The sequence below is a fragment of the Streptomyces sp. NPDC052020 genome (assembly GCF_040680575.1).
Lineage (GTDB): Bacteria > Actinomycetota > Actinomycetes > Streptomycetales > Streptomycetaceae > Streptomyces.
In genome coordinates this window covers 1-22464 of record NZ_JBFAWY010000013.1, presented here as the reverse complement: position 1 = coordinate 22464, position 22464 = coordinate 1, and the positions used below count along the sequence as shown (strand labels likewise).

At 74.0% G+C, this 22464-nt stretch carries 19 protein-coding genes; 11 read left to right on the top strand and 8 right to left on the bottom strand.

Annotated features, from left to right (window positions below):
* Window positions 1–65: 65 nt before the first annotated feature.
* Window positions 66–1445, bottom strand: coding sequence for an alpha-lytic protease prodomain-containing protein (locus tag AB0L74_RS15855; RefSeq protein ID WP_365651273.1), 1380 nt, complete (start codon window positions 1443–1445; stop codon window positions 66–68).
* 173 nt (window positions 1446–1618) lie between these two features.
* Window positions 1619–3283, bottom strand: coding sequence for an alkaline phosphatase D family protein (locus AB0L74_RS15850; protein WP_365651270.1), 1665 nt, complete (start codon window positions 3281–3283; stop codon window positions 1619–1621).
* A 207-nt stretch (window positions 3284–3490) separates the two neighbouring features.
* Here AB0L74_RS15850 and AB0L74_RS15845 point away from each other — a divergent pair, with 207 nt between their 5' ends.
* The 3 genes from AB0L74_RS15845 (at window position 3491) to AB0L74_RS15835 (ending at window position 5652) form a co-directional block, all read left to right on the top strand.
* Complete coding sequence (locus AB0L74_RS15845; protein ID WP_365651657.1) at window positions 3491–3796, top strand: hypothetical protein; 306 nt, start codon at window positions 3491–3493, stop codon at window positions 3794–3796.
* A gap of 70 nt (window positions 3797–3866) precedes the next feature.
* On the top strand, window positions 3867–4145 hold the full coding sequence (locus AB0L74_RS15840; RefSeq protein WP_365651267.1) for an FAD-dependent monooxygenase: 279 nt from the start codon (window positions 3867–3869) through the stop codon (window positions 4143–4145).
* A gap of 529 nt (window positions 4146–4674) precedes the next feature.
* Window positions 4675–5652 (top strand): pyridoxal-phosphate dependent enzyme, encoded by a 978-nt coding sequence (locus tag AB0L74_RS15835; protein ID WP_365651264.1) that lies wholly within the window; start codon window positions 4675–4677, stop codon window positions 5650–5652.
* 109 nt (window positions 5653–5761) lie between these two features.
* On the opposite strand, the gene AB0L74_RS15830 is transcribed toward AB0L74_RS15835, so the two are convergent.
* The 6 genes from AB0L74_RS15830 to rhaI form a co-directional block, all read right to left on the bottom strand.
* Window positions 5762–6403: an LUD domain-containing protein gene (locus AB0L74_RS15830; RefSeq protein ID WP_365651261.1), complete on the bottom strand. Its 642-nt coding sequence runs from the start codon at window positions 6401–6403 to the stop codon at window positions 5762–5764.
* Window positions 6400–7878 (bottom strand): LutB/LldF family L-lactate oxidation iron-sulfur protein, encoded by a 1479-nt coding sequence (locus tag AB0L74_RS15825; RefSeq protein ID WP_365651258.1) that lies wholly within the window; start codon window positions 7876–7878, stop codon window positions 6400–6402. Before AB0L74_RS15825 ends, AB0L74_RS15830 begins: the two co-directional genes overlap by 4 nt.
* Window positions 7875–8630 carry a (Fe-S)-binding protein gene (locus AB0L74_RS15820; RefSeq protein ID WP_365651255.1) on the bottom strand — a complete coding sequence of 252 codons (756 nt, stop codon included), beginning with the start codon at window positions 8628–8630 and terminating at the stop codon, window positions 7875–7877. Before AB0L74_RS15820 ends, AB0L74_RS15825 begins: the two co-directional genes overlap by 4 nt.
* A gap of 72 nt (window positions 8631–8702) precedes the next feature.
* Window positions 8703–10166, bottom strand: coding sequence for a rhamnulokinase family protein (locus AB0L74_RS15815; protein ID WP_365651252.1), 1464 nt, complete (start codon window positions 10164–10166; stop codon window positions 8703–8705).
* The gene (locus tag AB0L74_RS15810) at window positions 10163–12202 is read right to left on the bottom strand and encodes a bifunctional aldolase/short-chain dehydrogenase (RefSeq protein WP_365651249.1); all 2040 of its coding nucleotides are present in this window, start codon (window positions 12200–12202) and stop codon (window positions 10163–10165) included. Before AB0L74_RS15810 ends, AB0L74_RS15815 begins: the two co-directional genes overlap by 4 nt.
* A gap of 143 nt (window positions 12203–12345) precedes the next feature.
* The gene (rhaI, locus tag AB0L74_RS15805) at window positions 12346–13506 is read right to left on the bottom strand and encodes an L-rhamnose isomerase (RefSeq protein ID WP_365651245.1); all 1161 of its coding nucleotides are present in this window, start codon (window positions 13504–13506) and stop codon (window positions 12346–12348) included.
* Between the two features lie 342 nt (window positions 13507–13848).
* Between rhaI and AB0L74_RS15800 the strand changes: the two genes are divergently transcribed.
* The 8 genes from AB0L74_RS15800 (at window position 13849) to AB0L74_RS15765 (ending at window position 22385) form a co-directional block, all read left to right on the top strand.
* Complete coding sequence (locus AB0L74_RS15800; RefSeq protein WP_365651242.1) at window positions 13849–15363, top strand: sugar ABC transporter ATP-binding protein; 1515 nt, start codon at window positions 13849–13851, stop codon at window positions 15361–15363.
* Window positions 15364–15508: 145 nt separating this feature from the next.
* The gene (locus AB0L74_RS15795; protein ID WP_365651240.1) at window positions 15509–16543 is read left to right on the top strand and encodes an ABC transporter permease; all 1035 of its coding nucleotides are present in this window, start codon (window positions 15509–15511) and stop codon (window positions 16541–16543) included.
* Window positions 16536–17540 carry an ABC transporter permease gene (locus AB0L74_RS15790; RefSeq protein WP_365651237.1) on the top strand — a complete coding sequence of 335 codons (1005 nt, stop codon included), beginning with the start codon at window positions 16536–16538 and terminating at the stop codon, window positions 17538–17540. The genes AB0L74_RS15795 and AB0L74_RS15790 overlap by 8 nt, the downstream gene beginning before the upstream one ends.
* Window positions 17541–17580: 40 nt before the next feature.
* Window positions 17581–18666, top strand: a complete 1086-nt coding sequence (gene rhaS / locus AB0L74_RS15785) for a rhamnose ABC transporter substrate-binding protein (protein WP_365651234.1) — start codon at window positions 17581–17583, stop codon at window positions 18664–18666.
* Window positions 18667–18683: 17 nt separating this feature from the next.
* Window positions 18684–19004 (top strand): L-rhamnose mutarotase, encoded by a 321-nt coding sequence (locus AB0L74_RS15780; RefSeq protein WP_365651231.1) that lies wholly within the window; start codon window positions 18684–18686, stop codon window positions 19002–19004.
* A 143-nt stretch (window positions 19005–19147) separates the two neighbouring features.
* Window positions 19148–20173 carry a LacI family DNA-binding transcriptional regulator gene (locus AB0L74_RS15775; protein WP_365651226.1) on the top strand — a complete coding sequence of 342 codons (1026 nt, stop codon included), beginning with the start codon at window positions 19148–19150 and terminating at the stop codon, window positions 20171–20173.
* 97 nt (window positions 20174–20270) lie between these two features.
* Window positions 20271–21575 (top strand): alpha/beta fold hydrolase, encoded by a 1305-nt coding sequence (locus AB0L74_RS15770; protein ID WP_365651223.1) that lies wholly within the window; start codon window positions 20271–20273, stop codon window positions 21573–21575.
* Window positions 21576–21641: 66 nt separating this feature from the next.
* A complete protein-coding gene (locus AB0L74_RS15765) occupies window positions 21642–22385 on the top strand; it encodes a PIG-L deacetylase family protein (protein WP_365651220.1) in 744 nt (247 codons plus the stop codon).
* The last annotated feature ends 79 nt before the right edge of the window (window positions 22386–22464 follow it).

Below are 22464 nucleotides of genomic sequence, written 5' to 3'. Positions count from 1 at the left end.
CGTGGACGGACGCCCTCCCGAGGCGCGGGTGCGGGAGCGGGGCCCCCGCACCGGTGGACGCACACTCAGATCCGCTGCCACAGGGCCGGCGTGGCGTCGGGCGTCCACGGGCCCTGCGCCTGGTGCTCCCCCAAGCACTGGTAGCGCACCCCGCCGTGCGTCACGGTGGTGCCGGTCTCGTAGACGCGGCCCGCCGCCCACGCGCCCGACGCCGCGCCGTTCTGCGGAGCGGGCAGTGCGGCCTGGGAGGACGTGGTCGTCAGGACGAGGCCGTAGTCGGCGAGCAGCGGGTTGATCGGCTGGTAGAACGTGGTGCCGCCGCTCGTGCAGTCGCCGGTGCCGCCGGAGGCGACCCCCTGCGCCTGGGCGCCGGCGACGTACGGGCCGCCGGAGTCCCCGGGCTCGCCGCACACCGTGGTCTGCGTCAGCCCGTCGACGGTGCCCTCCGCGTAGCTGACGCTGGTGTCGTGCTGCTCGATGACGCCGCAGTGCCAGCCGGAGGTGGAGCCCGAGCGGCAGACCGACGACCCGACGAGCGCCTGCGCCGAGCCGGCGACCTGGGTACGTCGGCCTCCCTCCGCCCTGACGTCCGGCGTGGCGGTCCAGCCGCTGTTGACGCCGACCCAGGCCATATCCTTGCCGGGGAACGTGGACGCCTGGAACGTGCCCTGGGGCACCATGTTGTAGCCGGTGGTGCTCGCGCCCGGCCCGCCGCAGTGGCCGGCCGTGGCGAAGCCCTGCTGCTGGTCCTTGGTGACGGAGAAGCCGACCGAGCAGCGGACCCTGTCGTCGACGTAGTAGGCGTCCCCGCCGACGATGTCGTCCAGCGCCCGGGGCCGGTTCGCCGACAGGCGGACGCCCACGTCCCGGCCCCGCAGGCCGGCGGCCTCGGCGAACGCCGCCGCGGCCGCTTCGTTCACGGCCTGGACCACGACCCGGTTCGCCCGCACGTCGACGTACCAGACCGGAGTGCCGGAGGTCTCGACCCGCCGGGCGGTGGCGTCCAGCCGGGCCTTGACCGCCCGCAGCTCGCTCAGCGCCCGGCCGACCACCACCGCCTTGGCACCCTGGGCCTCGATGGCGGGCACGTCCCCGGAGTCGGTGGTGGCGACGGTGAGTTCGGAGGAGGTCGCGCCGCTCACCCAGGCCCCCGCGAAGCGCTCGCCCAGCATGGTGCGCAGCCGGCCGGCGCGGGTGCCCGCCTCGGCCTCGTTGACCAGCCGGGCCGCGGCCTGCCGGGGCGTCAGCCGCAGATCGCGCTGCAACGCGCGCAGCAGCTGGGCGGAGGCCTTGTCGGCGCCGAGCGTCTGGGCGGCGCTGGGCAGGGGGCCCGGCGCGGGCGGCGGCGCGACCCCCGCCGCGGCGGGGGCCGCGGTCAGGGCGAGGGCGCCGAGGGCGGTCAGGGCGGCGGCGCGGCGCCGTCCCGTGGCAAGTCTGCCGGCCATGCGAAGCAACTCCTTCTCATTAGGTGAGACTGCGGCGAAGCCCTAGGGGATTTGCCGGAAAGATCCATGCCGATGCCCGCGACGGCCCTCATTCGCGCTATGGGGGACGCGGGGGGTGCCATGTGCGGTACGCCGGGCGGGCGGGCGGCCCGCGATGCGGACCGCCCGCCGGTTCACGCGGGTTGCAGGCCCGGGGCGCCCGCCTCGGTGACGAAGGAGGCGGCCGTGGTGATGGGGGCGCCGGGCGTGGTGACGGCCGACACGGTCCGGAAGTCGATCCTGGCCGCCTCCCGGCCGAGCTCGACCCGCGCGTAGCCGCGCCTGCCGTCGTAGAACTTCATGTGCGGGTTGGCCGCCATGTAGGTGTCCCAGTTGGCGGGCTTCTCCGCGCCGTCCTTGCCGCTGGACACCGAGGTGGAGGTGATCTCCGTGCCGAGGTTCCTCGACTGCGGGTCGTCGAAGTTCTCCTTGATGTCGAAGGCGTAGGCGACGTGCACATCGCCGGTGAGGACCATCCAGTTGTCGACACCGGCCGCCTGCGCGCCGGCGACGATCCGGTTGCGCGAGGCCCGGTAGCCGTCCCAGGCGTCCATGGACATGGGGGCGTCGGCGGTCGTGTCCAATTTGCGTTGCGAGAAGCACACCTGCTGCGGCATCACGTTCCACAGCGCCGACGAGGCCCGCCACCCGTCGATCAGCCACCGCTCCTGAGCGTCCCCGGTCATGGTGCGCGCGGGGTCGTCCGACTCCGGTCCCGGCGGATGCGGACGGTCGGAGTACGCCTGGTCGGAGCGGTACTGGCGGGTGTCGAGGATGTCGAACTGGGCGAGTGTGCCCCAGTGCAGCCGGCGGTACAGCTGGGCGTCGGGCCCCTGGGGCAGCTGCGCGGCGCGCAGCGGCTGGTTCTCCCAGTACGCGCGGTAGGCGGCGGCCCGGCGCACCAGGAACTCCTCCGGCGGGACGGTGTTCTCGGGGATGCTCCCGGCGTAGTTGTTCTCGGTCTCGTGGTCGTCCCAGGCGACGACGAACGGGTGCGCGGCGTGGGCCGCCCTCAGGTCCGGGTCGCTCTTGTAGAGGGAGTAGCGCAGCCGGTAGTCCGCGAGGGTCATGGTCTCGCGGTTGAACACGTCCGGGAGCGTGATGTCGGTGTACCGGCGCTCTCCGCCGACGGAGTTCACGGCGTACTCGTAGAGGTAGTCGCCGAGGTGGAAGACGAGGTCGACGTCGTCCTGCGCCAGGTGCCGGTGGACCGTGTAGTAGCCGTCCTGGTACGCCTGGCAGGCGACGGCGGCCAGGCGGAGCGCCGTGGCACCGTCACCGGCCGCGGGCGCGGTCAGGGTGCGGCCCGCCGGGCTGATCCAGGTCCCGGTGCGGAAGCGGTAGTAGTACCGGGTGCCCGGTTCCAGGCCCCGGACGTCGACGTGCACGCTGTGGGCGTACTCCGGGTGGGCCTCGGCGGTGCCCCGCTGCGTGACGAGGGCGAACCGCTCGTCCTCGGCCACCTCCCACTCCACGGTGATCCGCTCCTCGCCCAGCCCGCCGTCCTCCTGGAACGGCTCGGGGGCCAGTCGTGTCCACAGCACCACGGAGTCGGGCAGGGGGTCGCCCGAGGCGACGCCCAGGGTGAACGGATCCTTGCTGACGCGGGCCGCGCCGCGCTGGGGCGCGGCGACGGCTCCCCGGGCCGGCAGGTTGGTGGTGAAGGCGAGCGCGGCGGCCGCCGCGGTGACGGTGAGGAAGCGCCGGCGGCCGATGTGCCGCGCGGCCGCGCGCAGGACGGCGTCGTGCGGGGAGAAGGCGTGCTCGGCCAGTGCTCTGTGACGGCCCGTGGGCGCCATCTGGTGTCCTCTCGTACGGGGCAGGACGCGGATCACGCATGCTAGGCAGACAAACTGCGTGAAATCGGATAAGACGTGCGTAGTAGTCACACAAGAGGCGGTACGGGGGTGCGTCCGGCCGACCGGTCCCGGTCCGTGTGTGGGGGCCTCCTGCGAGGGGCACCCGGCCCCGTGGAGCGGACGACGGAGAGGGTGGTCGGGGAGTTCATGGCCAGGACACGGCGCTACGAGGTGGCGGCCTCCCGTCGCTGGTGGGACGAGGAGGACGGGCGGTGGCTGCCCGCCGGCGAGGTGCACGCCTGGGAGCAGGGGATGAACCAGACCGTGTGCGGCCTGGCGCTGCACCGCTCGCAGCTCTCCCGCTTCCCGGCCGTCCCCTGGGCCGAGATCCTGCCCGAGACGGGCGGCGCGGCCGACGCCGTCCAGCGGGTCTGCCCGCGCTGCGCCGCCGCGGCGGGCCGCCGGGGCGCGGACGCCCGCCGCCCCTGGCGGCGCACCAATCCCCGGCCCTGAGGCGGCCCCGTACGGGCGGACGGACCCCGGCCGGGCGGACGGACCGCGCGGGCCCGGCTACCGTGAACGTATGACGCCACCGCTGGACGTCCTGGTGGTCGGCGCCGGTCCCACCGGCCTGGCGCTCGCGCTCCAGCTCCACGCCTGGAAGGTCCCGTTCCGCATCGTGGACCGCGCGCCCGGACCGGCCCGCGAGTCCGGCCGCGTGCGGGGGACCGGCTGCCCGACCTCCCGCGCGGCCTTCAGGCCCGTACGGCCGCCCCGGCCTGGCACCTGCTGCTGGCCGGGCCGCCGCACCGGTGGCCCGACGAGCGCCTCGCCCCGCTCCTGGCGGGGCGCGAGGAGCTGATCGCCGTACACCGGATCGGCGACCGCGGCCCCTGGCGGGGCACCGCCCACGCGCTGGTCCGCCCCGACGGCCACCTCGGATACGTGGCCCGCGGCACCCACACCGGCGGGCTGTGCGGGTACGCGGCCCGCTGGCTGCCGGCCGGCCGCCCGGCCCCACCGGAAACGGAAGCGCGGCGCGGCTGACGCGCCGGACCCGGGACGGACCAACGGACTGACAGTCCCATCACCGGCTGCGTAGGCTGACGGCGCCGGACGGCCGAGCGGACGGGGAGGCCATGGCGGGCGAACGGCCTTGGAGGCGGAACGGGCACCATGGGCGCCGCGCTCCCCCCGGTGGTGAACCGGTCACGGCCGGTTCCGGACCGGTCCGCCGGAGCCCCCGGCCCTTCCGCGACCCGGGCGTTCCGGCGCCCGGGACGCCGCCGTGTGGCCCGGCGCCGCGCGCGTCCGCCGCGGCCGCCTCTCCCGGGCCCGCCCCGCCACCGGCCCACCGCCGACGCTCCCGACGCCCCCATCGGAGGACACGCGTGACGACTCCCACCCCGCCGGTCACCCTCGACGACGTCCGCGACGCCGCCGCGCACCTGAAGGGGATCGCCCACCGCACTCCCGTCCTGCGGTCCCGGACCCTCGACGCGCTGGCCGGCGCGGAAGTCCTGCTGAAATGCGAGAACTTCCAGCGCGTCGGCGCGTTCAAGTTCCGCGGCGCCTACCACGCCGCCTGCCGCCTCACGCCCGGGCGGCTGACCCGGGGCATCGCCGCCTACTCCTCCGGCAACCACGCCCAGGCCGTCGCGCTCGCCGCCCGCGAGCTCGGCACCACCGCGGTGATCGTCATGCCCGAGGACGCCCCGCCGTCCAAGCGGGACGCCACCGCGGGCTACGGCGCCGAGATCGTCACCTACGACCGCTACACCGGCGACCGCGTGGCCCTCGCCGAGGCCCTGGCCGCCGAGCGGGGCCTCGCCCTGATCCCGCCCTACGAGCATCCGCACGTCATCGCCGGGCAGGGCACCGCCGCGCTGGAACTCATCGAGGAGACGGGGGCGCTGGACGCGCTGATCGCACCCGTCGGCGGGGGCGGGCTGATCGCCGGGAGCGCCACCGCCGTCAAGGGGCTGCACCCCGGCACCCGGGTGATCGGCGTCGAGCCCGAGGCCGGCGACGACACCAAGCGCTCCCTGGAGGCGGGCCGGCGCGTCGCCGTACCGGTCCCGCGCACCATCGCCGACGGCCAGGCCCTGCACACCCCCGGAGAACTCACCTTCTCGATCAACCGGCGGCTGCTCGACGGGGTCGTCCTCGTCTCCGACGACGAGATCCGGGACGCGATGCGGTTCGCGTTCGAACGGCTGAAGATCGTCCTGGAGCCCAGTGGCGCCACCCCGCTGGCCGCCCTGCTGACCGGTCGCGCGGGCCGGCTCCCCGGGCGCGTCGGAGTGATCCTCTCCGGCGGCAACATCGACGCCGGCCGGTTCGCCCGGCTGTGCGGCACCGGGAACTGACACCGTCGGCCCCGCCCGTGCCGCCCGTGGCGGATGCCGTGGCGGACGGAGACCGGCCCCGGCCGCTGGCGGACGGCACCGCCGCCGTCCGCCAGGGCCCGCCGCGGCGTCAGCCCGCCAGGACCACCTCCAGCGTCCGCGGCCCGTGCACCCCCTCCACCCGGTCCAGCTCGATGTCGCTGGTCGCGGACGGGCCGGAGATCCAGGTCAGCGGGCGGGCCGGGTCCAGGCGTTCGAGGGCCAGCGGCACGGAGGCGACGACCTGGCCGGGGACCCGCACCACGCAGATGTGGTGGTCGGGGATCAGCGTGATGCGGCGGCGGCCCTGGTCGGGCCCGCCGTCCAGCACGAGGGTGCCGGTCTCCGCGATCGCCACCGCGCACCCGGTGATCACGCTGTCGACGCGGTCGAGGTCGTGCGGGGTGCCGTCGGCGCGGTCCGGGACGCGGGTGGCGTCCACCGCCGCGAGCCAGTGCGGCGGCAGCCCCGGCGGGACGAGCACGCTGCGCGAGCCGCGTTCGGCCATGAGCCGCGCGAGCAGCTCCGGCAGCTCCCCGTCCGCGCAGCGGTGCACGACCGCCCGGTAGTCCGCCAGGTTCTCGGCGAGCAGCTCCACCGTCTCCTCGGTGCTCCGCTCGCCGTGCTCGCGCAGATAATCGCGCGCGACCGCCCGCTCGTAGGGGGTGTCGTCGCGCGGGACGTCGGCGAGCGCGCGCCGCACCCGGCCCAGGATCCGTTCCCTGCCGCTCACTTGGTGCCGTCCTTTCCACCGCGCGTGCGCTGCCACCAGTCGCGGAACGGCTCCGCGGGGACCGCTGGCAGGTCCCGGCTGCCGGTCCAGGCCCGGCCCGGGCCGGGCAGCGTCCGCGGATGGAAGCGGCGGGTGCGCGACGCCAGCCGCTGCCCCGTGCGCAGCACACCCGGATGCGCGAGGGCCCACTGCGCCGCCCGCATCGCCGCCCGCTCGGCGGCATGCCCCTTGGCCGGTTTCAGCAGGACCTTGTTGCCCCGGCGGGTCGCCGGGCCGCCCTGCACCACCCGCTCGCGCAGATGCACCAGCACCTCCGGGATGTCGATGGCGACCGGGCACACCTCGTAGCAGGCGCCGCACAGCGAGGACGCGTAGGGCAGGGAGGCGTCGATGTCGCTGCCGGTGCCCCTGAGCTGCGGGCTGAGGATGGCGCCGATCGGTCCCGGGTAGACCGAGCCGTAGGCGTGGCCGCCGGCCCGCTCGTACACCGGGCACACGTTCAGGCAGGCCGAGCAGCGGATGCAGCGCAGCGCCTGACGGCCGACCTCGTCGGCGAGGGTGTCGGTGCGGCCGTTGTCCAGCAGCACCAGATGGAAGGCGCGCGGGCCGTCCTCGTCGGTGGTGCCGGTCCACATGGACGTGTACGGGTTCATCCGCTCGGCCGTCGAGGAGCGGGGGAGGGTCTGGAGGAACACCTCCAGGTCCCGCCAGGTCGGCACGATCTTCTCGATGCCGACCACGGAGATCAGCGTCTCCGGCAGGGTCAGGCACATCCGCCCGTTGCCCTCGGACTCCACGACCACCAGCGTGCCGGTCTCGGCGACGACGAAGTTGGCGCCGGAGACGCCGACCTTGGCCCGCAGGAACTTCTCCCGCAGGTGCAGGCGGGCGGCCTCGGCGAGTTCGGCGGGGGTGTCGGTCAGTCCCCCGGGGGCCGGGCGGCCCCACGCGCCCATCTCCTCGCGGAAGATGTCCCGGATCTCGCCCCGGTTGCGGTGGATGGCGGGGACCAGGATGTGCGAGGGCCGGTCCTTGCCCAACTGCACGATCAGCTCGGCCAGATCGGTCTCGTAGGCGCGGATGCCCTCGGCTTCTAGGGCCTCGTTGAGGCCGATCTCCTGCGTGGCCATCGACTTGACCTTGACGACCTCCGACTCGCCGGTCTCCTTGACCAGGGCGGTCACGATCCGGTTCGCCTCGTCCGCGTCGGCGGCCCAGTGCACCGTGCCGCCGGCGGCCGTCACCGCCTCCTCCACCCGCACCAGATAGCGGTCCAGGTGCCGCAGCGTGTGGTCCTTGATCCGCCTGCCCGCCTCGCGCAGTTCCGCCCAGTCCGAGACCTCCGTGACGGCCTTGGCCCGCTTGGCGCGGATGGTGTGCGTGGCATGGCGCAGATTGCCGCGCAGCGTCCGGTCGCGTACGGCGGTGCGCGCCGCCTCGGGGAAGGCCGGCATCCCCAGATACGTGCCGCTCATACGGCCGCCCCTTCCTCCGTGTTCGCCAGGATCTCCGCGATGTGCACCGGCCGCATGCCCACCCGCAGCCGGGACATCGTCCCGCCGATGTGCATCAGGCAGGAGTTGTCCGCCGCGCACAGCACCTCGGCGCCCGTCGACTCGGCGTTGCGCACCTTGTCCGTCCCCATCGCCGCCGACACGTCGGCGTTCTTCACCGCGAAGGTGCCGCCGAACCCGCAGCACTCCTCGGCGCCCGGCAGCTCGACCAGCTCCAGCCCCTTCACGGCCCGCAGCAGCTTCAGCGGCCTGTCGCCCAGGCCCAGGGCGCGCAGCCCGTGGCAGGTCGGGTGGTACGTCACCGTGTGCGGGTAGTACGCGCCGACGTCCGTCACCCCCAGCACGTCCACCAGGAACTCCGTCAGTTCGTACGTCTTGGGCACCACCGGCGCCACGGTGGCCGCGAGGGTGCCCCCACGGCCCTCCGCCCGCGCCCGCTCACCCATGCGCGGATACAGCTCCCGCACCATCGCCCCGCACGACCCCGAGGGCGTCACGATCGCCTCGTACTCCCCGAAGACCTCGGCGAAGTGCCGGGCCAGCGGCTCCGCCTCGTGCCGGTAGCCGGTGTTGTAGTGCGCCTGGCCGCAGCAGGTCTGGGCCTGGGGGAAGTCCACGTCGACGCCCAGCCGCGTCAGCAGTCTCACCACCGCGCGGCCGGTGTCCGGATACAGCGTGTCGTTGACGCAGGTCAGGAACAGGGCGACACGCATCGCGGCTCCTCGTGAGTTGATCATCGGACGTGTGCAGGGTAATCGGCGGGCCGGGGCCGGGGGAGACCCCCTTCACCGGTCGGCGAGTCGGGCCTCGGCCGCCCGCCAGCGCGCCGTGCCGCCGCGCGGCGCGTACCGGGTCAGCGGCTGGGTGCGCACCAGCAGTTCCCGCATCCCGGCCAGGTCGCCCGCCGTGCCGTGGGCCCGGGCCTGGACCAGGACGTTCCCGAGGGCCGCCGCCTCCGTCGGGCCCGCCACCACCGGCAGCCCGCAGGCGTCGGCGGTCAGCTGGCACAGCAGGGCGTTGCGGGTGCCGCCGCCCACGACGTGCACCACGTCGACCGGGTGGCCGGCCAGCCGCTGCGCGTCCTGGACGGCCCTGCGGTGGGCCAGGGCGAGGGAGTCGAGGATGCAGCGCGTGACCTCGGCGGGCGAGCCGGGCACCGGCTGCCCCGAGGCACGGCACGCCTGCGCGATCCGCTCCGGCATCCGGCCCGGCGCGAGGAACGCCGCGTCGCCCGCGTCCACCACCGACCGCAGCGCCGGCACCTTGGCCGCCTCCCGCAGCAGCCCGCCCAGGTCCGTCCCGCCCCAGGCCCGGACGCACTCCTGGAGCAGCCACAGCCCCATGATGTTGCGCAGGTAGCGGACCGTGCCGTCGAGCCCCAGCTCGTTGGTGAAGTTGGCGGCGCGGCTCTCCTCCGTCAGCACCGGCGCGGTCAGCTCCAGGCCCGCCAGGGACCAGGTGCCCGTGCAGATGTAGGCGAACCGCGCGCCGGTGGCGGGCACGGCGGCCACCGCGGAGGCGGTGTCGTGCGAGGCGACCGCCGTCACCGGCACCGGCCCGGTCAGCCCCGTCTCCTCCAGCACGTCCGGGCGCAGCAGACCCGCCGGATCGCCGGGGTGCCGCAGCGGCGGGAACAGGCCGAGGTCGACACCGAGCCGTTCCGCGACGCCCCGCGCCCAGTCACGGGTGCGCGGATCGACCAGCTGGGTGGTGGAGGCGTTGGTCAGCTCCGTGCCCTGCTCACCGGTCAGCCAGTACGTCAGCAGGTCCGGTATCAGCAACAGGCGCCGCGCCTGGGCGAATTGGGCCGTGGAGCGGGCGGCGGTCAGCTGGTAAAGGGTGTTGAAGGGGGCGTGTTGCAGCCCGGTCGCCGCGTAGAGCTCCTCGGCCGGCACGGTCGTCCACACCTTCTCCGCGACGCCCTCGGTGCGGCCGTCGCGGTAGTGCACGGGGTTGCCGAGCAGCGCCCCGTCCGCGTCGAGCAGGCCGTAGTCCACGGCCCAGCTGTCGATGCCGACGGAGTCGATCCGGCCCCCGCAGCGGGAGGCGGCCTCCCGCAGCCCGTCCAGGACGCCCGCGTACAGGGCGAGGACGTCCCAGCGCAGCCCCTCGGGCACGCGGACCGGCCGGTTGGGGAAGCGGTGCGCCTCGGCCAGCTCCAGCGTGTCGGGCCCGGCGCGGCCGACCATGACCCGTCCGCTGGACGCGCCGAGGTCGACCGCGGCGTACGACTTCACGCGGGCGCTCACCGCAGGAAGGCGGCGGCGACGCCGGCGTCGACCGGGACGTGCAGGCCGGTGGTGTGGGTCAGATCGCCGCCGGTCAGCGCGAACACGGCGTTCGCGACATGCTCCGGCAGCACCTCCCGCTTGAGCAGCGTCCGCTGCGCGTAGAACTCGCCCAGCTTCTCCTCCGGCACCCCGTACACCGCCGCCCGCTTGGCGCCCCAGCCGCCCGCGAAGATCCCGGAGCCGCGCACCACGCCGTCCGGGTTGACCCCGTTGACGCGGATGCCGTGCTCGCCGAGCTCGGCGGCCAGCAGGCGCACCTGGTGGGCCTGGTCGGCCTTGGTGGCGGAGTAGGCGATGTTGTTCGGGCCGGCGAAGACGGCGTTCTTCGAGGCGATGTAGACGATGTCGCCGCCCAGCCGCTGCGCGATCATCACCCGGGCCGCCTCGCGGGAGACCAGGAACGAGCCGCGGGCCATGATGTCGTGCTGGAGGTCCCAGTCCTGCGCCGAGGTCTCCAGCAGCGGCTTGGAGATGGAGATGCCCGCGTTGTTCACCACCAGGTCGACGCCGCCGAAGGCCAGCACCGCGGCCCGGAACGCCTCGGCGATCTGCTCCTCGGAGGTGACGTCCACGGTCACCGCGACCGCCTTGTCCGGGCCGCCGAGCTCCTCGGCGACGGCCGCCGCGTTCTCGCCGTTGAGATCGGCGACGACGACACAGGCGCCCTCGGCGGCCAGCCGGTGCGCGATCGCCTTGCCGATGCCGCTGCCCGCGCCCGTCACCAGCGCCACCCGCGTCGCCAGCGGCTTGGGCTTCGGCATCCGCCGGAGCTTGGCCTCCTCCAGCGCCCAGTACTCGATGCGGAACTTCTCCGACTCCTCGATCGGGGCGTAGGCCGAGACCGCCTCCGCGCCGCGCATCACGTTGATGGCGTTGACGTAGAACTCGCCGGCCACCCGCGCGGTCTGCTTGTCCTTGCCGAAGCTGAACATGCCCACCCCCGGCACCAGCACGATCGCCGGGTCGGCGCCGCGCATGGCGGGGGAGTCCGGCTCGGCGTGCCGGTGGTAATAGGCGGCGTACTCCTCGCGGTAGGCGGCGTGCAGCTCCTTGAGCCGGGCCACGGCCTCGTCCAGCGGAGCCGCCGGCGGCAGGTCCAGGACGAGCGGCCGGACCTTGGTGCGCAGGAAGTGGTCGGGGCAGGAGGTGCCCAGCGCGGCCAGGCGCGGGTGCTCGGCGCGGGAGACGAAGTCCAGCACCGCCTCGGAGTCGGTGAAGTGGCCGACCTGCGGCCGGTCCTTCGAGGCGAGCGCCCGGACGTACGGCGCCAGCGCCGCCGCCCGCGCCCGCCGCTCCGCCTCGGGCAGCGGCTCGTACCCCTCGATCACCGGGCCGAACGGCTCCGGCCTGCCCCGCTCGGCGAGGAACCTCTCGGCGGTGCGGATGATGTGCAGCGAGTTGCGCTCGCACTCCTCGCTGGTGTCGCCCCAGGCCGTGATGCCGTGCCCGCCCAGGACGCAGCCGATCGCCCGCGGGTTGGCCGCCCTGACCGCCGCGATGTCCAGGCCCAGCTGGAAACCGGGCCGCCGCCAGGGCACCCACACCACCGTGTCGCCGAAACACTCGGCGGTCAGCTTCTCCCCGTCGGCGGCGCAGGCCAGCGCGATCCCGGAGTCGGGGTGGAGGTGGTCGACGTGCGCGGCCTCCACCAGGCCGTGCATCGCCGTGTCGATGGAGGGCGCGGCGCCGCCCTTGCCGTGCAGGCAGTAGTCGAACGCGGCGACCATCTCGTCCTCGCGCTCGACGCCCGGGTAGACGTCCTTCAGGGCCCGCAGCCGGTCAAGGCGCAGGACGGCGAGGCCGGCCTCGGTGAGCGTGCCGAGGTCCCCGCCGGAGCCCTTGACCCACATCAGCTCCACGTCACCGCCGGTGACGGGGTCGGTGGCGGTGCCCTTGGCGGAGGCGTTGCCCCCGGCGTAGTTGGTGTTGCGGGGGTCGGCGCCGAGCCGGTGGGAGCGGGCGAGCAGGGCGGCGGCTTCGGGGTGGGGTGCCATGTCGGGTCAGTTCCTTGTCGACGAGGAGGAGCGGCGGAGCCCCCGAAAGGGGCGGGGTGCTGTTTCGATAGGCGGCTGTGCCGCGGGGGCGCGGCCGGCCGTGCCGGGGCCGGGTCCGCGCGGGGGGCGGACCCGGCGGACGCTCACGCCCCCCATCCGGCCTGCCGGCCGCCGACCCGCTCGGCCACGATCTTCTCGGCCCATCCGCAGGCCCGGTAGGCGGCGATCGGGTCGGGGTCCAGTCCCATCTCCTCCCGCACTTCCCGCAGCAGCGGACGCACGTCGGTGTGGTACGCGTCCATCAGGACGGCGTTGGCCTCCAGCACGTCCCCGGCCCGCTGCGCGGCGGACAGCGCCTCCCGGTCCACCAGCAGGGCCTTCGCGGTCGCCTCCTGCACGTTCATCACCGAACGGATGATCGCCGGGATCTTCGCCTCGATGTTGTGGCACTGGTCGAGCATGAACGCGACCTCGGAGGTGAAGCCGCCCCCGCGTACCACCTCGTACATGATCCGGAACAACTGGAACGGGTCGGCCGCCCCGACCATCAGGTCGTCGTCCGCGTAGAACCGCGAGTTGAAGTCGAACCCGCCGAGCTTCCCCTCGCGCAGCAGTGTCGCCACGATGAACTCGATGTTCGTGCCGGGCGCGTGGTGCCCGGTGTCGACGACGACCTGCGCCTTCGGCCCCAGCTTGAGGCAGTGGGCGTAGGCGGTGCCCCAGTCCGGCACGTCGGTGGTGTAGAAGGCCGGCTCGAAGAGCTTGTACTCCAGCAGCATCCGCTGCCCGTCGCCGAGGCGCCCGTACACCTCGGCCAGCGCCTTTGCCAGCCGGTCCTGCCGCGCGCGCACGTCGTCCTGCCCGGGGTAGTTGGTGCCGTCGGCGAACCACAGCTTCAGATCCCGCGACCCGGTCGCGTCCATGATGTCGACGCACTCCAGCAGATGGTCCACCGCCTTGCGGCGCACCGCCGCGTCCGGGTGGCACACGCTGCCGAGCTTGTAGTCGTCGTCCTGGAAGGTGTTGGAGTTGATCGCGCCCAGCCGCACCCCGCGCTCCTCGGCGTGCTTGGCCAGGGCGGCGTAGTCCTCGACCCTGTCCCACGGGATGTGCAGGGCCACGGTCGGCGCGACGCCGGTGAACTCGTGCACCTTGGCCGCGTCGTCCAGTTTCTCGAACGGAGTGCGCGGCACGCCCGCCTGCGCGAACACCTTGAACCGGGTGCCCGAGTTCCCGTACGCCCACGACGGCGTCTCGACTGCCTGGGTCTTCAACGCGGCCTTCACCGCGGCGAGCTCGGTCACTGGGGGCTCCTGTGGCATCGGGTCGCCCTGCCCACGGGCACGGCGACGGGAACAAGCGTGAGAACGCGCGCGGACCAGCGTGAGGACACGCGTGGAACAAGCGGGAGGACACGCGAAGTGAAACGATTCAGGGGCTGAAGCTATGAGGCACCCGAGGGGGTGTCAACCCCTCGGAGCTCCGACCGCTCACCATGTTTCTTTTGAGCCTCTGGTTATCGAAAGTTTTTCGAGCCGGACCCATTGACGCGCCATGCCGACCTTGCCTAACGTCCCGGCAACCCAGTTGAAACCTTTCACGACGTCGTGAGGGCCGTCCCGCCGACGTCGCCGAGGAGCCCAACCATGACCCACCCGTCCGACACGGGTCCGGCCCCGGTCCTGGCGCTCCGGGACGTCTCCAAGTCCTTCGGCGCGGTCCGCGCCCTGCGGGACGTCCGCCTGGAGCTGTTCCCCGGCGAGGTGCACGCCCTCGCCGGGGAGAACGGCGCCGGCAAGTCGACGCTCATCAAGACGCTCGCCGGGGTGCACCGGCCGGACTCCGGCCGGGTGCTGCTCGACGGACGCCCCGTCGTCTTCCACGGCCCCGGCGACGCCCGCGACGCCGGCATCGCCGTCATCCACCAGGAGCCGACGCTCTTCCCCGACCTGTCGATCGCCGAGAACATCTTCATGGGCCGTCAGCCCCGGCGGTCCCTCGGACGCATCGACCACAAGGCCACCCGCGCCGCCACGGCGGATCTGATGCGCCGCCTCGGCGTCGGCCTCGACCCGGACCGGCCCGCCCGCGGCCTGTCCATCGCCGACCAGCAGATCGTCGAGATCGCCAAGGCGCTCTCCTTCGACGCCCGCGTCCTGGTCATGGACGAGCCGACCGCCGCCCTCACCGGGGGCGAGGTCGCCCGCCTCTTCGGTGTCGTCCACTCCCTGCGCGGGCAGGGCGCCGCCGTGCTGTTCGTCTCCCACCGCCTGGAGGAGATCTTCCGGATCTGCGAGCGCGTCACGACCCTGCGCGACGGCGCCTGGATCGCCACCGAGCCGCTGGCGGGCATGACCGAGGACGATCTGGTGCGCCGCATGGTCGGCCGCGACCTCGACGCGCTCTACCCCAAACAGGACGTCACCCCCGGCGACGTCGCCCTCAGCGTGCGCCGGCTCACCCGGGAGGGCGTCTTCACCAACGTCTCCTTCGAGGTGCGGCGCGGTGAGATCGTCGGCCTGGCCGGCCTGGTCGGCGCCGGACGCACCGAGGTGGCCCGGGCGGTGTTCGGCATCGACCGATGGGACGCCGGTGCGGTCGAGGTGGACGGCAAGCCCCTGGTCAACGGCGCGCCGTCCACCGCCATGGCCGCCGGGCTCGCCCTCGTCCCGGAGGACCGGCGCGCCCAGGGCCTGGTGATGGACCTGTCCATCGAGCGCAACATCGGCCTGACCGGGCTCGGTACGACCGTCAGGGCGGGGCTGATGGACCGGCGCGCCGAGCGCGGCCGCTCCCTCGACTGGGCCGCCAGGCTCCGGGTGAAGTACTCCCGGCTCGCCGACGCCGTCTCCACCCTGTCCGGCGGCAACCAGCAGAAGGTCGTCCTCGCCAAGTGGCTCGCGACCGGCCCCAAGGTGCTGATCGTCGACGAGCCGACGCGCGGCATCGACGTCGGCACCAAGGCCGAGGTGCACCGGCTGCTCAGCGCCCTGGCGGCCGACGGCGTGGCCATCCTGATGATCTCCTCCGACCTGCCCGAGGTCCTCGGCATGGCCGACCGGGTGCTCGTCATGCACGAGGGCCGCCTGACCGCCGAGATCGCCCGCGCCGACGCCACCGAGGAAACGGTGATGGCCGCGGCCACCGGGAGGGCCGCGTGAGCGACGTACGCAGCGAGGCCGCCGGCGCGCGGCACCGCCGGCCGCCGCGGGCGGCGGGCGACGGGCACCGCACCGGACGGCGCACGGCCACCCCGCCCGCGACGCCGCCGCCCGGCGGCGCGGAAGCGAACCCCCGGAGGGCAGCATGACGGCGACCACGACCGACCCCACCCCCGCCGCCCCCCGGTCCCGGGCCACCCGGCTGGCCGAGCGCGTCTTCAAGGTGCGCGAACTGGCCATCCTGGCCGTGTTCGTGGTGATGATCGGCGTCACCCAGGCCGGCAACAGCGCGTTCCTGTCCCAGCAGGGCGTCAAGGACCTGCTGCTGAACGCGACGATCCTGGTCCTGGTCGCCACCGGCCAGTCCCTGGTGGTCATCACCCGCAACGTCGACCTGTCGGTCGGCTCCACCCTCGGCATCAGCGCCTTCGCCGCCGGTACGTACCTCCAGGGCGGCGGCGCCCCCCTCGTCGCCGTCGGGCTGGCGGTGCTGCTGGGCGTCGGCTTCGGCCTCCTCAACGGCCTGCTGGTCAGCCTCGGCCAGGTGCCCGCCCTGGTGGTCACCCTCGGCACCCTGTACATCATCCGCGGCATCGACTCGGTCTGGGTCGGCTCACGCCAGATCACGGCGGCCGATCTGCCGGACGCCTTCGTCAAATTCGGCTCCGGCGGCGTCCTCGCGGTGCCCTGGCTCGCGCTGATCGCGCTCGCCGTCCTGGTGTCGACGGCGTACTGGCTCAAGCACTTCGGCGGCGGACGCGAACTGTACGCGCTCGGCTCCAGCCCCGAGGCCGCCCGTCTCGCCGGCATCCCGGTGCGCAGGCGGATCCTCACCGCGTACACCGTCTGCGGTGCGCTGGCCGGGCTCGCCGGCGCGCTGTACCTGGCCCGCTTCGGCAACGTCGACTCCGGTACCGGCACCGGCTACGAACTCACCGTCGTCAGCGCCGTGGTGGTCGGCGGAGTGGTCTTCACCGGCGGCTCCGGCAGCGTCTACGGCGCCGCGCTCGGCGCGCTGCTGCTGACCTCCGTCAACAGCGCGCTGCCCGCCCTCGGCGTCAGCTCCGTCTGGGTGCTCGCCGTCAACGGCGTCCTGCTCCTCCTCGCCATCGCGGCCGACCGGATCGTCGCGCTGCGCGTGGCGACCGCACTGAAGAAGAGGAACGCCCGCCATGGCTGATGTCTCCCTCACCCGCGCCATCCGCTGGGACACCGTCGTCGGGGCCCTCCTCCTCGTCGTCCTGCTGCTCTCCTTCGGCTTCGTCGACGGCTTCGGCAACGCCCTCAACCTGTCCTTCCTCCTCGGCAACACCCTGCCCATCGCGCTGATCGCCCTGCCGATGACCCTGCTGGTGGTCACCGGCGAGATCGACCTCTCGGTGGCCTCCACGGCCGGACTGTCCGGCGCGGTGATGGGCGCCCTGTGGAACCAGGGCATGGCCATCGAGACGATCATCCCGCTCTGCCTGCTGCTCGGCGCGGTCTGCGGCCTGGTCAACGGACTGCTGGTGACCCGCCTCGGGCTGCCCTCCCTCGCCGTCACCATCGGCACCCTCGCCGCCTACCGGGGCATCGCGCAGATCGTGCTCGGCTCCGACGCGGTGACCGACTTCCCCGCCGCGTACCTGGACTTCGCGGCCGGACGCATCGGCGGCACCTTCGTCCCGTACGCCTTCGTGCCCTTCCTCGCGCTGCTCGCCATCGCCGTGATCACGCTGCACGCCACCCCGTTCGGGCGGTCGCTGTTCGCGATCGGCGCCGGGGCGGAGGCCGCCCGGTTCGCCGGCATCCGCGTCAGGCGGCAGAAGCTGGTCCTGTTCACGGTGACCGGCCTGATGGCCTCCCTCACCGGCGTCTTCTGGGCCCTGCACTACGCCAGCGCCCGCTACGACAACGCCACCGGCCTGGAACTGTCCGTCGTGGCCGCCGTCCTGCTCGGCGGGATCGACTTCGACGGCGGCAAGGGCACGCTCGGCGGCGCGATCGCGGGGGTCTTCCTGCTCGGCACCCTGCACAACGTGATGAGCCTGCTCGATGTCTCCGCGCAGTCGCAGACCGTCGTCACCGGCGTCCTGCTCGTCGTCTCCGTGCTCGGTCCCCGCCTCGCACGGCAGATCTTTGCCGCGCGGGCCGGGCGCCGGGCCGCCCCGGCCCCGCCGCCCACACCCGTGCCCTGAGCCCCCAGCCCCTTCCGCCCACCCGTAAGGACGATCCGCCATGCGCAAGCCGTCGATCCGCCGCCGCACCGGCGCGGCCCTCGCCGCCGCCACCTGTCTCGCCCTGGCCGCCACCGCCTGCGGCGGCACCACCAAGGAGGACGTGAGGAACGAGGGCGGCTCCGCCGCCGGCGCCGGCAAGGCCGACCCGGACGCCGCGCTCAAGAAGGGCCTGACCGTCGGCTTCCTGCCCAAGCAGGTCAACAACCCCTACTTCACCGTCGCCGACAAGGGCGGGGAGAAGGCCCTGAAGGAACTCGGGTCGCACTACAAGGAGACCGGACCCTCCAGCGCCACCGACACCTCCGGCCAGGTCTCCTACGTCAACACCCTCACCCAGCAGCAGGTCGACGCCATGGCCGTCTCCGCGCAGGACCCCGGCGCCCTGTGCACCGCGCTCAAGCAGGCCATGAGGAACGGCGTCAAGGTCGTCACCTACGACTCCGACACCAGGCCCGAGTGCCGCAACGCCTTCGTCTCGCAGGCATCCGCCGAGGATCTGGGACGCACCCAGGTCCAGCTGCTCGCCGGCCAGATCGGCCACAAGGGCGAGATCGCCATCCTCTCCGCGGCGCAGACGGCGACGAACCAGAACACCTGGATCGGCTACATGAAGGACGAGCTGAGGAAGCCCGCGTACAAGGACATGAAGCTCGTCGAGATCGCCTACGGCAACGACGACGCCCAGCAGTCCTTCCAGCAGACCCAGGGCCTGCTCCAGGAGCACCCCGACCTGAAGGGGATCATCTCCCCGACCACCGTCGGCATCAAGGCCGCCGCCCAGTACCTGTCCGGCTCCCGCTACAAGGGCGAGGTCAGGCTGACCGGCCTCGGCACCCCCAACGACATGCGCACCTACGTCAAGAACGGCACCGTCGAGGCGTTCGCCCTGTGGGACCCCGCCAGGCTCGGCGAGCTGGCCGCGCGCACCGCCGTCGCCCTCGCCTCCGGCCAGATCACCGGCAAGGCGGGCGAGACCTTCCGGGCCGGCGCGATGGGCGAGTACACCCTCGGCGAGGACGGCGTGATCGACCTGGGCAAGCCGACCGTGTTCGACGCCGGAAACATCGACCGGTTCCACTTCTAGCCATCGGGCGGTACGTCATGCAGCGCGTCTGTTTCCTCCTCAAGGTCCGCCAGGACCGGATCGCCGAGTACCGGGCCCGGCACGCCGCCGTGTGGCCCGAGATGCGCGAGGCGCTCACGGCCACCGGCTGGCACAACTACTCGCTCTTCCTGCGCGACGACGGGCTGCTCGTCGGCTACCTGGAGACCGAGGACTTCGAGGCCGCCAAGGCCGGCATGGAGGCCACCGAGGTGAACGCCCGCTGGCAGGCCGAGATGGCTCCCTTCTTCGAATCCCTCGACGGAGCCCGACCCGACGAGGCGATGAAGCCCCTCACCGAGGTCTTCCACCTCGCCTGACCGGCGGGCACCCGTCCCCTCGGGGGCGGTCAGGCACCACCTGGCCGTGGTGGGGCGGAACGACGGTAATGTGAAGGTCTTCCGGCCGCGCCGCCGCCCGTCGCCCGCCCCCCCCTAGCCCGACCCCTGGAGGTCCCTGCCCGATGGCCCAGTCGGTGGGTATCAAGGACGTGGCCCGCGCCGCCGGAGTCTCCGTCGGCACGGTCTCGAACGTCATCAACCGGCCGGAGACGGTCGCCACCGAGACCCGCGCGCGGGTACTGTCCGCGATCGACCGGCTCGGCTATGTCCGCAGCGAGTCCGCGCGCCAGCTCCGCGCGGGCCGCAGCCGGATCATGGGGCTGCTCGTGCTCGACATGGGCAACCCGTTCTTCGTCGACGTGGCCCGCGGCGCCGAGCGGGCCGCGCGCGAGGCCGGGCTCGGCGTGATGGTCTGCAACAGCGCCCAGAGCCCGGGCGAGGAGGCCGAGTACCTGTCGCTCTTCGCCGAGCAGCGGGTACGGGGCGTGCTGCTCACCCCGGCCGACGCGACCGGCCGCAACATCGAGGGCTTCCGGCGCCACGGCATCCCCTTCGTGCTCGTCGACCGGGTCGCCGAGGGCGCCACCGAGTGCTCGGTCTCCGTCGACGACGTGGCGGGCGGCGCCCTCGCGGTACGGCACCTGGTGGACGCCGGGCACCGCTCCTTCGCGTACGTCAGCGGCCCGCCCGGCCTCAACCAGGTACGCGACCGCCGCACCGGCGCCCTGAACGCGCTCGCCGAGGCCGGCCTCGGACCCGAGGCGCTGCGCGAGCTGCCCACCGAACGGCTCGACGTGGCCGCGGGCCGCGACGCCGGCGCCCGTCTGCTGGGCCTGGCCGACCGGCCGACCGCCGTCTTCTGCGCCAACGACCTGCTCGCCCTCGGTGTCCTGCAAGCCATGTACGCCGCCGGGGTCGGCGTCCCCGACGATCTGGCGATCGTCGGATACGACGACATCGAGTTCGCCGCCGCGGCGGCCGTCCCGCTCACCTCCGTACGCCAGCCCGCCGTCGCCATGGGCGCGCTCGCCGCCGGGCTGCTGCTGGAGGAGACCGAGTCGCGCGGCGCCGGCCGCGCCCACGAGCACCGCCGGGTCGTCCTCCAGCCGGAGCTGGTGGTGCGGCGCTCCAGCCTGGCCGCCCGCTGATCCGCCGCCCGCCCGCGCGGGCCCGGAGCGGGCGGCCGCGGGGCCGTGTGCTGAACTGGGACCCGGCCCGAAAGATCCATCCGTTCCGGGAGCCCCGTTGAGCGTCACCTACCGCCAGCCCGGCGTCGTCCTCACCGACCGCCGCTTCACCGTGCCCCTCGACCACGACGACCCCGCGGGGGAGACGATCGAGCTGTACGCGCGCGAGGTCGTCGCGAGCGACCAGGCGCACCGGGACGACCTGCCCTGGCTGGTCCACCTCACCGGCGGCCCCGGCTTCGGGGCGATGCGGCCCGTCGGCAGGCAGGCATGGCTCGACCGCGCCCTGCGCGAGTACCGCGTCCTCCTCCTCGACCAGCGCGGCACCGGCGCCTCCGCCCCCGCCAGCCGGCAGACGCTCCCGCTGCGCGGCGGCCCCGCCGCCCAGGCCGAGTACCTCACGCACTTCCGCGCCGACTCCATCGTCCGGGACTGCGAGGCGATCCGGCGCGAGGTCACCGGCGGCGCCCCCTGGACCGTCCACGGCCAGAGCTTCGGCGGCTTCTGCGTCGTCACCTACCTGTCCCTCGCCCCCGAGGGGCTGGAGACCGCCCTGATCACCGGCGGCCTGCCCTCGCTCGACGCCCACGCCGACGACGTCTACCGGGCGGCCTACCCCCGCGTCGAGCGCAAGGTCGCCGCCCACTACGCCCGCTACCCGCAGGACGTCGAACGCGCCCGCCGCATCGCCGGCCACCTGCTCACCCACGACGTGACCCTGCCCGGCGGCTACCGCCTCACCGTGGAGGCGTTCCAGTCCCTCGGCATCCTGCTGGGCACCGGCGACGGCAGCCACCGCCTGCACCACCTCCTGGCGGACGCCTTCGTCCGCACCCCGCGGGGCGTGGAGCTGTCCGACGCGTTCCAGGAGCAGGCGCAGAACCTGCTGTCGTACGCGGGCCGGCCCCTTTACGCGCTGGTCCACGAGTCCATCTACGGCCAGGGCGACCGCCCCACCGCCTGGTCGGCCGAGCGGGTCCGCGCCGAGTTCCCGCGGTTCGACGCCGCCCGGAGCCTGGCGGGCGACGCCCCGCTGCTGTTCACCGGCGAGTCGGTCCACCCGTGGATGTTCGACTGCGACCCGGCGCTGCGCCCGCTGCGCGAGACCGCCGAGCTCCTCGCCGCCCGCACCGGCTGGCGGCCCCTGTACGACCCCGACCGCCTCGCCGCCAACGAGGTGCCGGTCGCGGCGGCCGTCTACCACGACGACATGTACGTCGACACCGCCCACTCCCTGCGGACGGCCCGCGCGATCCGGGGCCTGCGCACCTGGGTGACCGACGAGTTCGAGCACGACGGCGTCCGCGTCGCGGGCCCCCGCGTCCTGGACCGGCTGCTGGCGCTCGCCCGCGACGAGATCTGAGGGGAAGGGGGCACGGCGGGGGAAACCCGGAGGTGCGAGCCCGGGGGCGCGGGCTAGTCTGCGGACATGACCGAGCCGACGATCACACCGCTGGAGCCCATGCCCGGCGACTGGCAGCGCGCCCTCGCCGTGGTGGCCCACCCGGACGACCTGGAGTACGGCTGCTCCGCGGCGGTCGCGGCCTGGACCGACGAGGGCCGCGAGGTCGCCTACCTGCTCGCCACCCGGGGCGAGGCGGGCATCGACACGCTGGCGCCCGCCGAGTGCGCCTCCCTGCGGGAGCGGGAGCAGCGGGCGAGCGCCGCCGTGGTCGGCGTGTCCCGGGTGGAGTTCCTCGACCACAAGGACGGCGTCGTCGAGTACGGCGTCGCCCTGCGCCGCGACATCGCCGCCGCCATCCGCCGCCACCGGCCCGAGCTGGTGATCACCCTCAACCACCGGGACACCTGGGGCGGCGTCGCCTGGAACACCCCGGACCACGTGGCCGTCGGCCGCGCCACCCTCGACGCGGCGGCCGACGCCGGAAACCGCTGGATCTTCCCCGAGCTCACCGAGCGGGGTCTTGAGCCCTGGGACGGCGTGCGGTGGGTCGCCGTCGCCGGATCCGGCACGCCCACGCACGCCGTGGACGCCGCCCCGGGCCTGGAGCGCGCGGTCCGCTCCCTGCTGGAACACCGCGCCTACATCGAGGCGCTGACCGACGAGGACCCCGAGACGTACGCCCGCACCCTCCTCACCGAGGGCGCCAAGGCCATGGGGGAGAGGTTCGGGGGCCGCCCCGCGGTGGCCTTCGAGCCCCAGCGCTGGTAGTAGGCGACGTGGCTGCTGAGGGTGCGCACCAGCGGGCCGTTCCGGCCCTCGGGGCGGAGGTTGGCGTCCACCGGCCAGA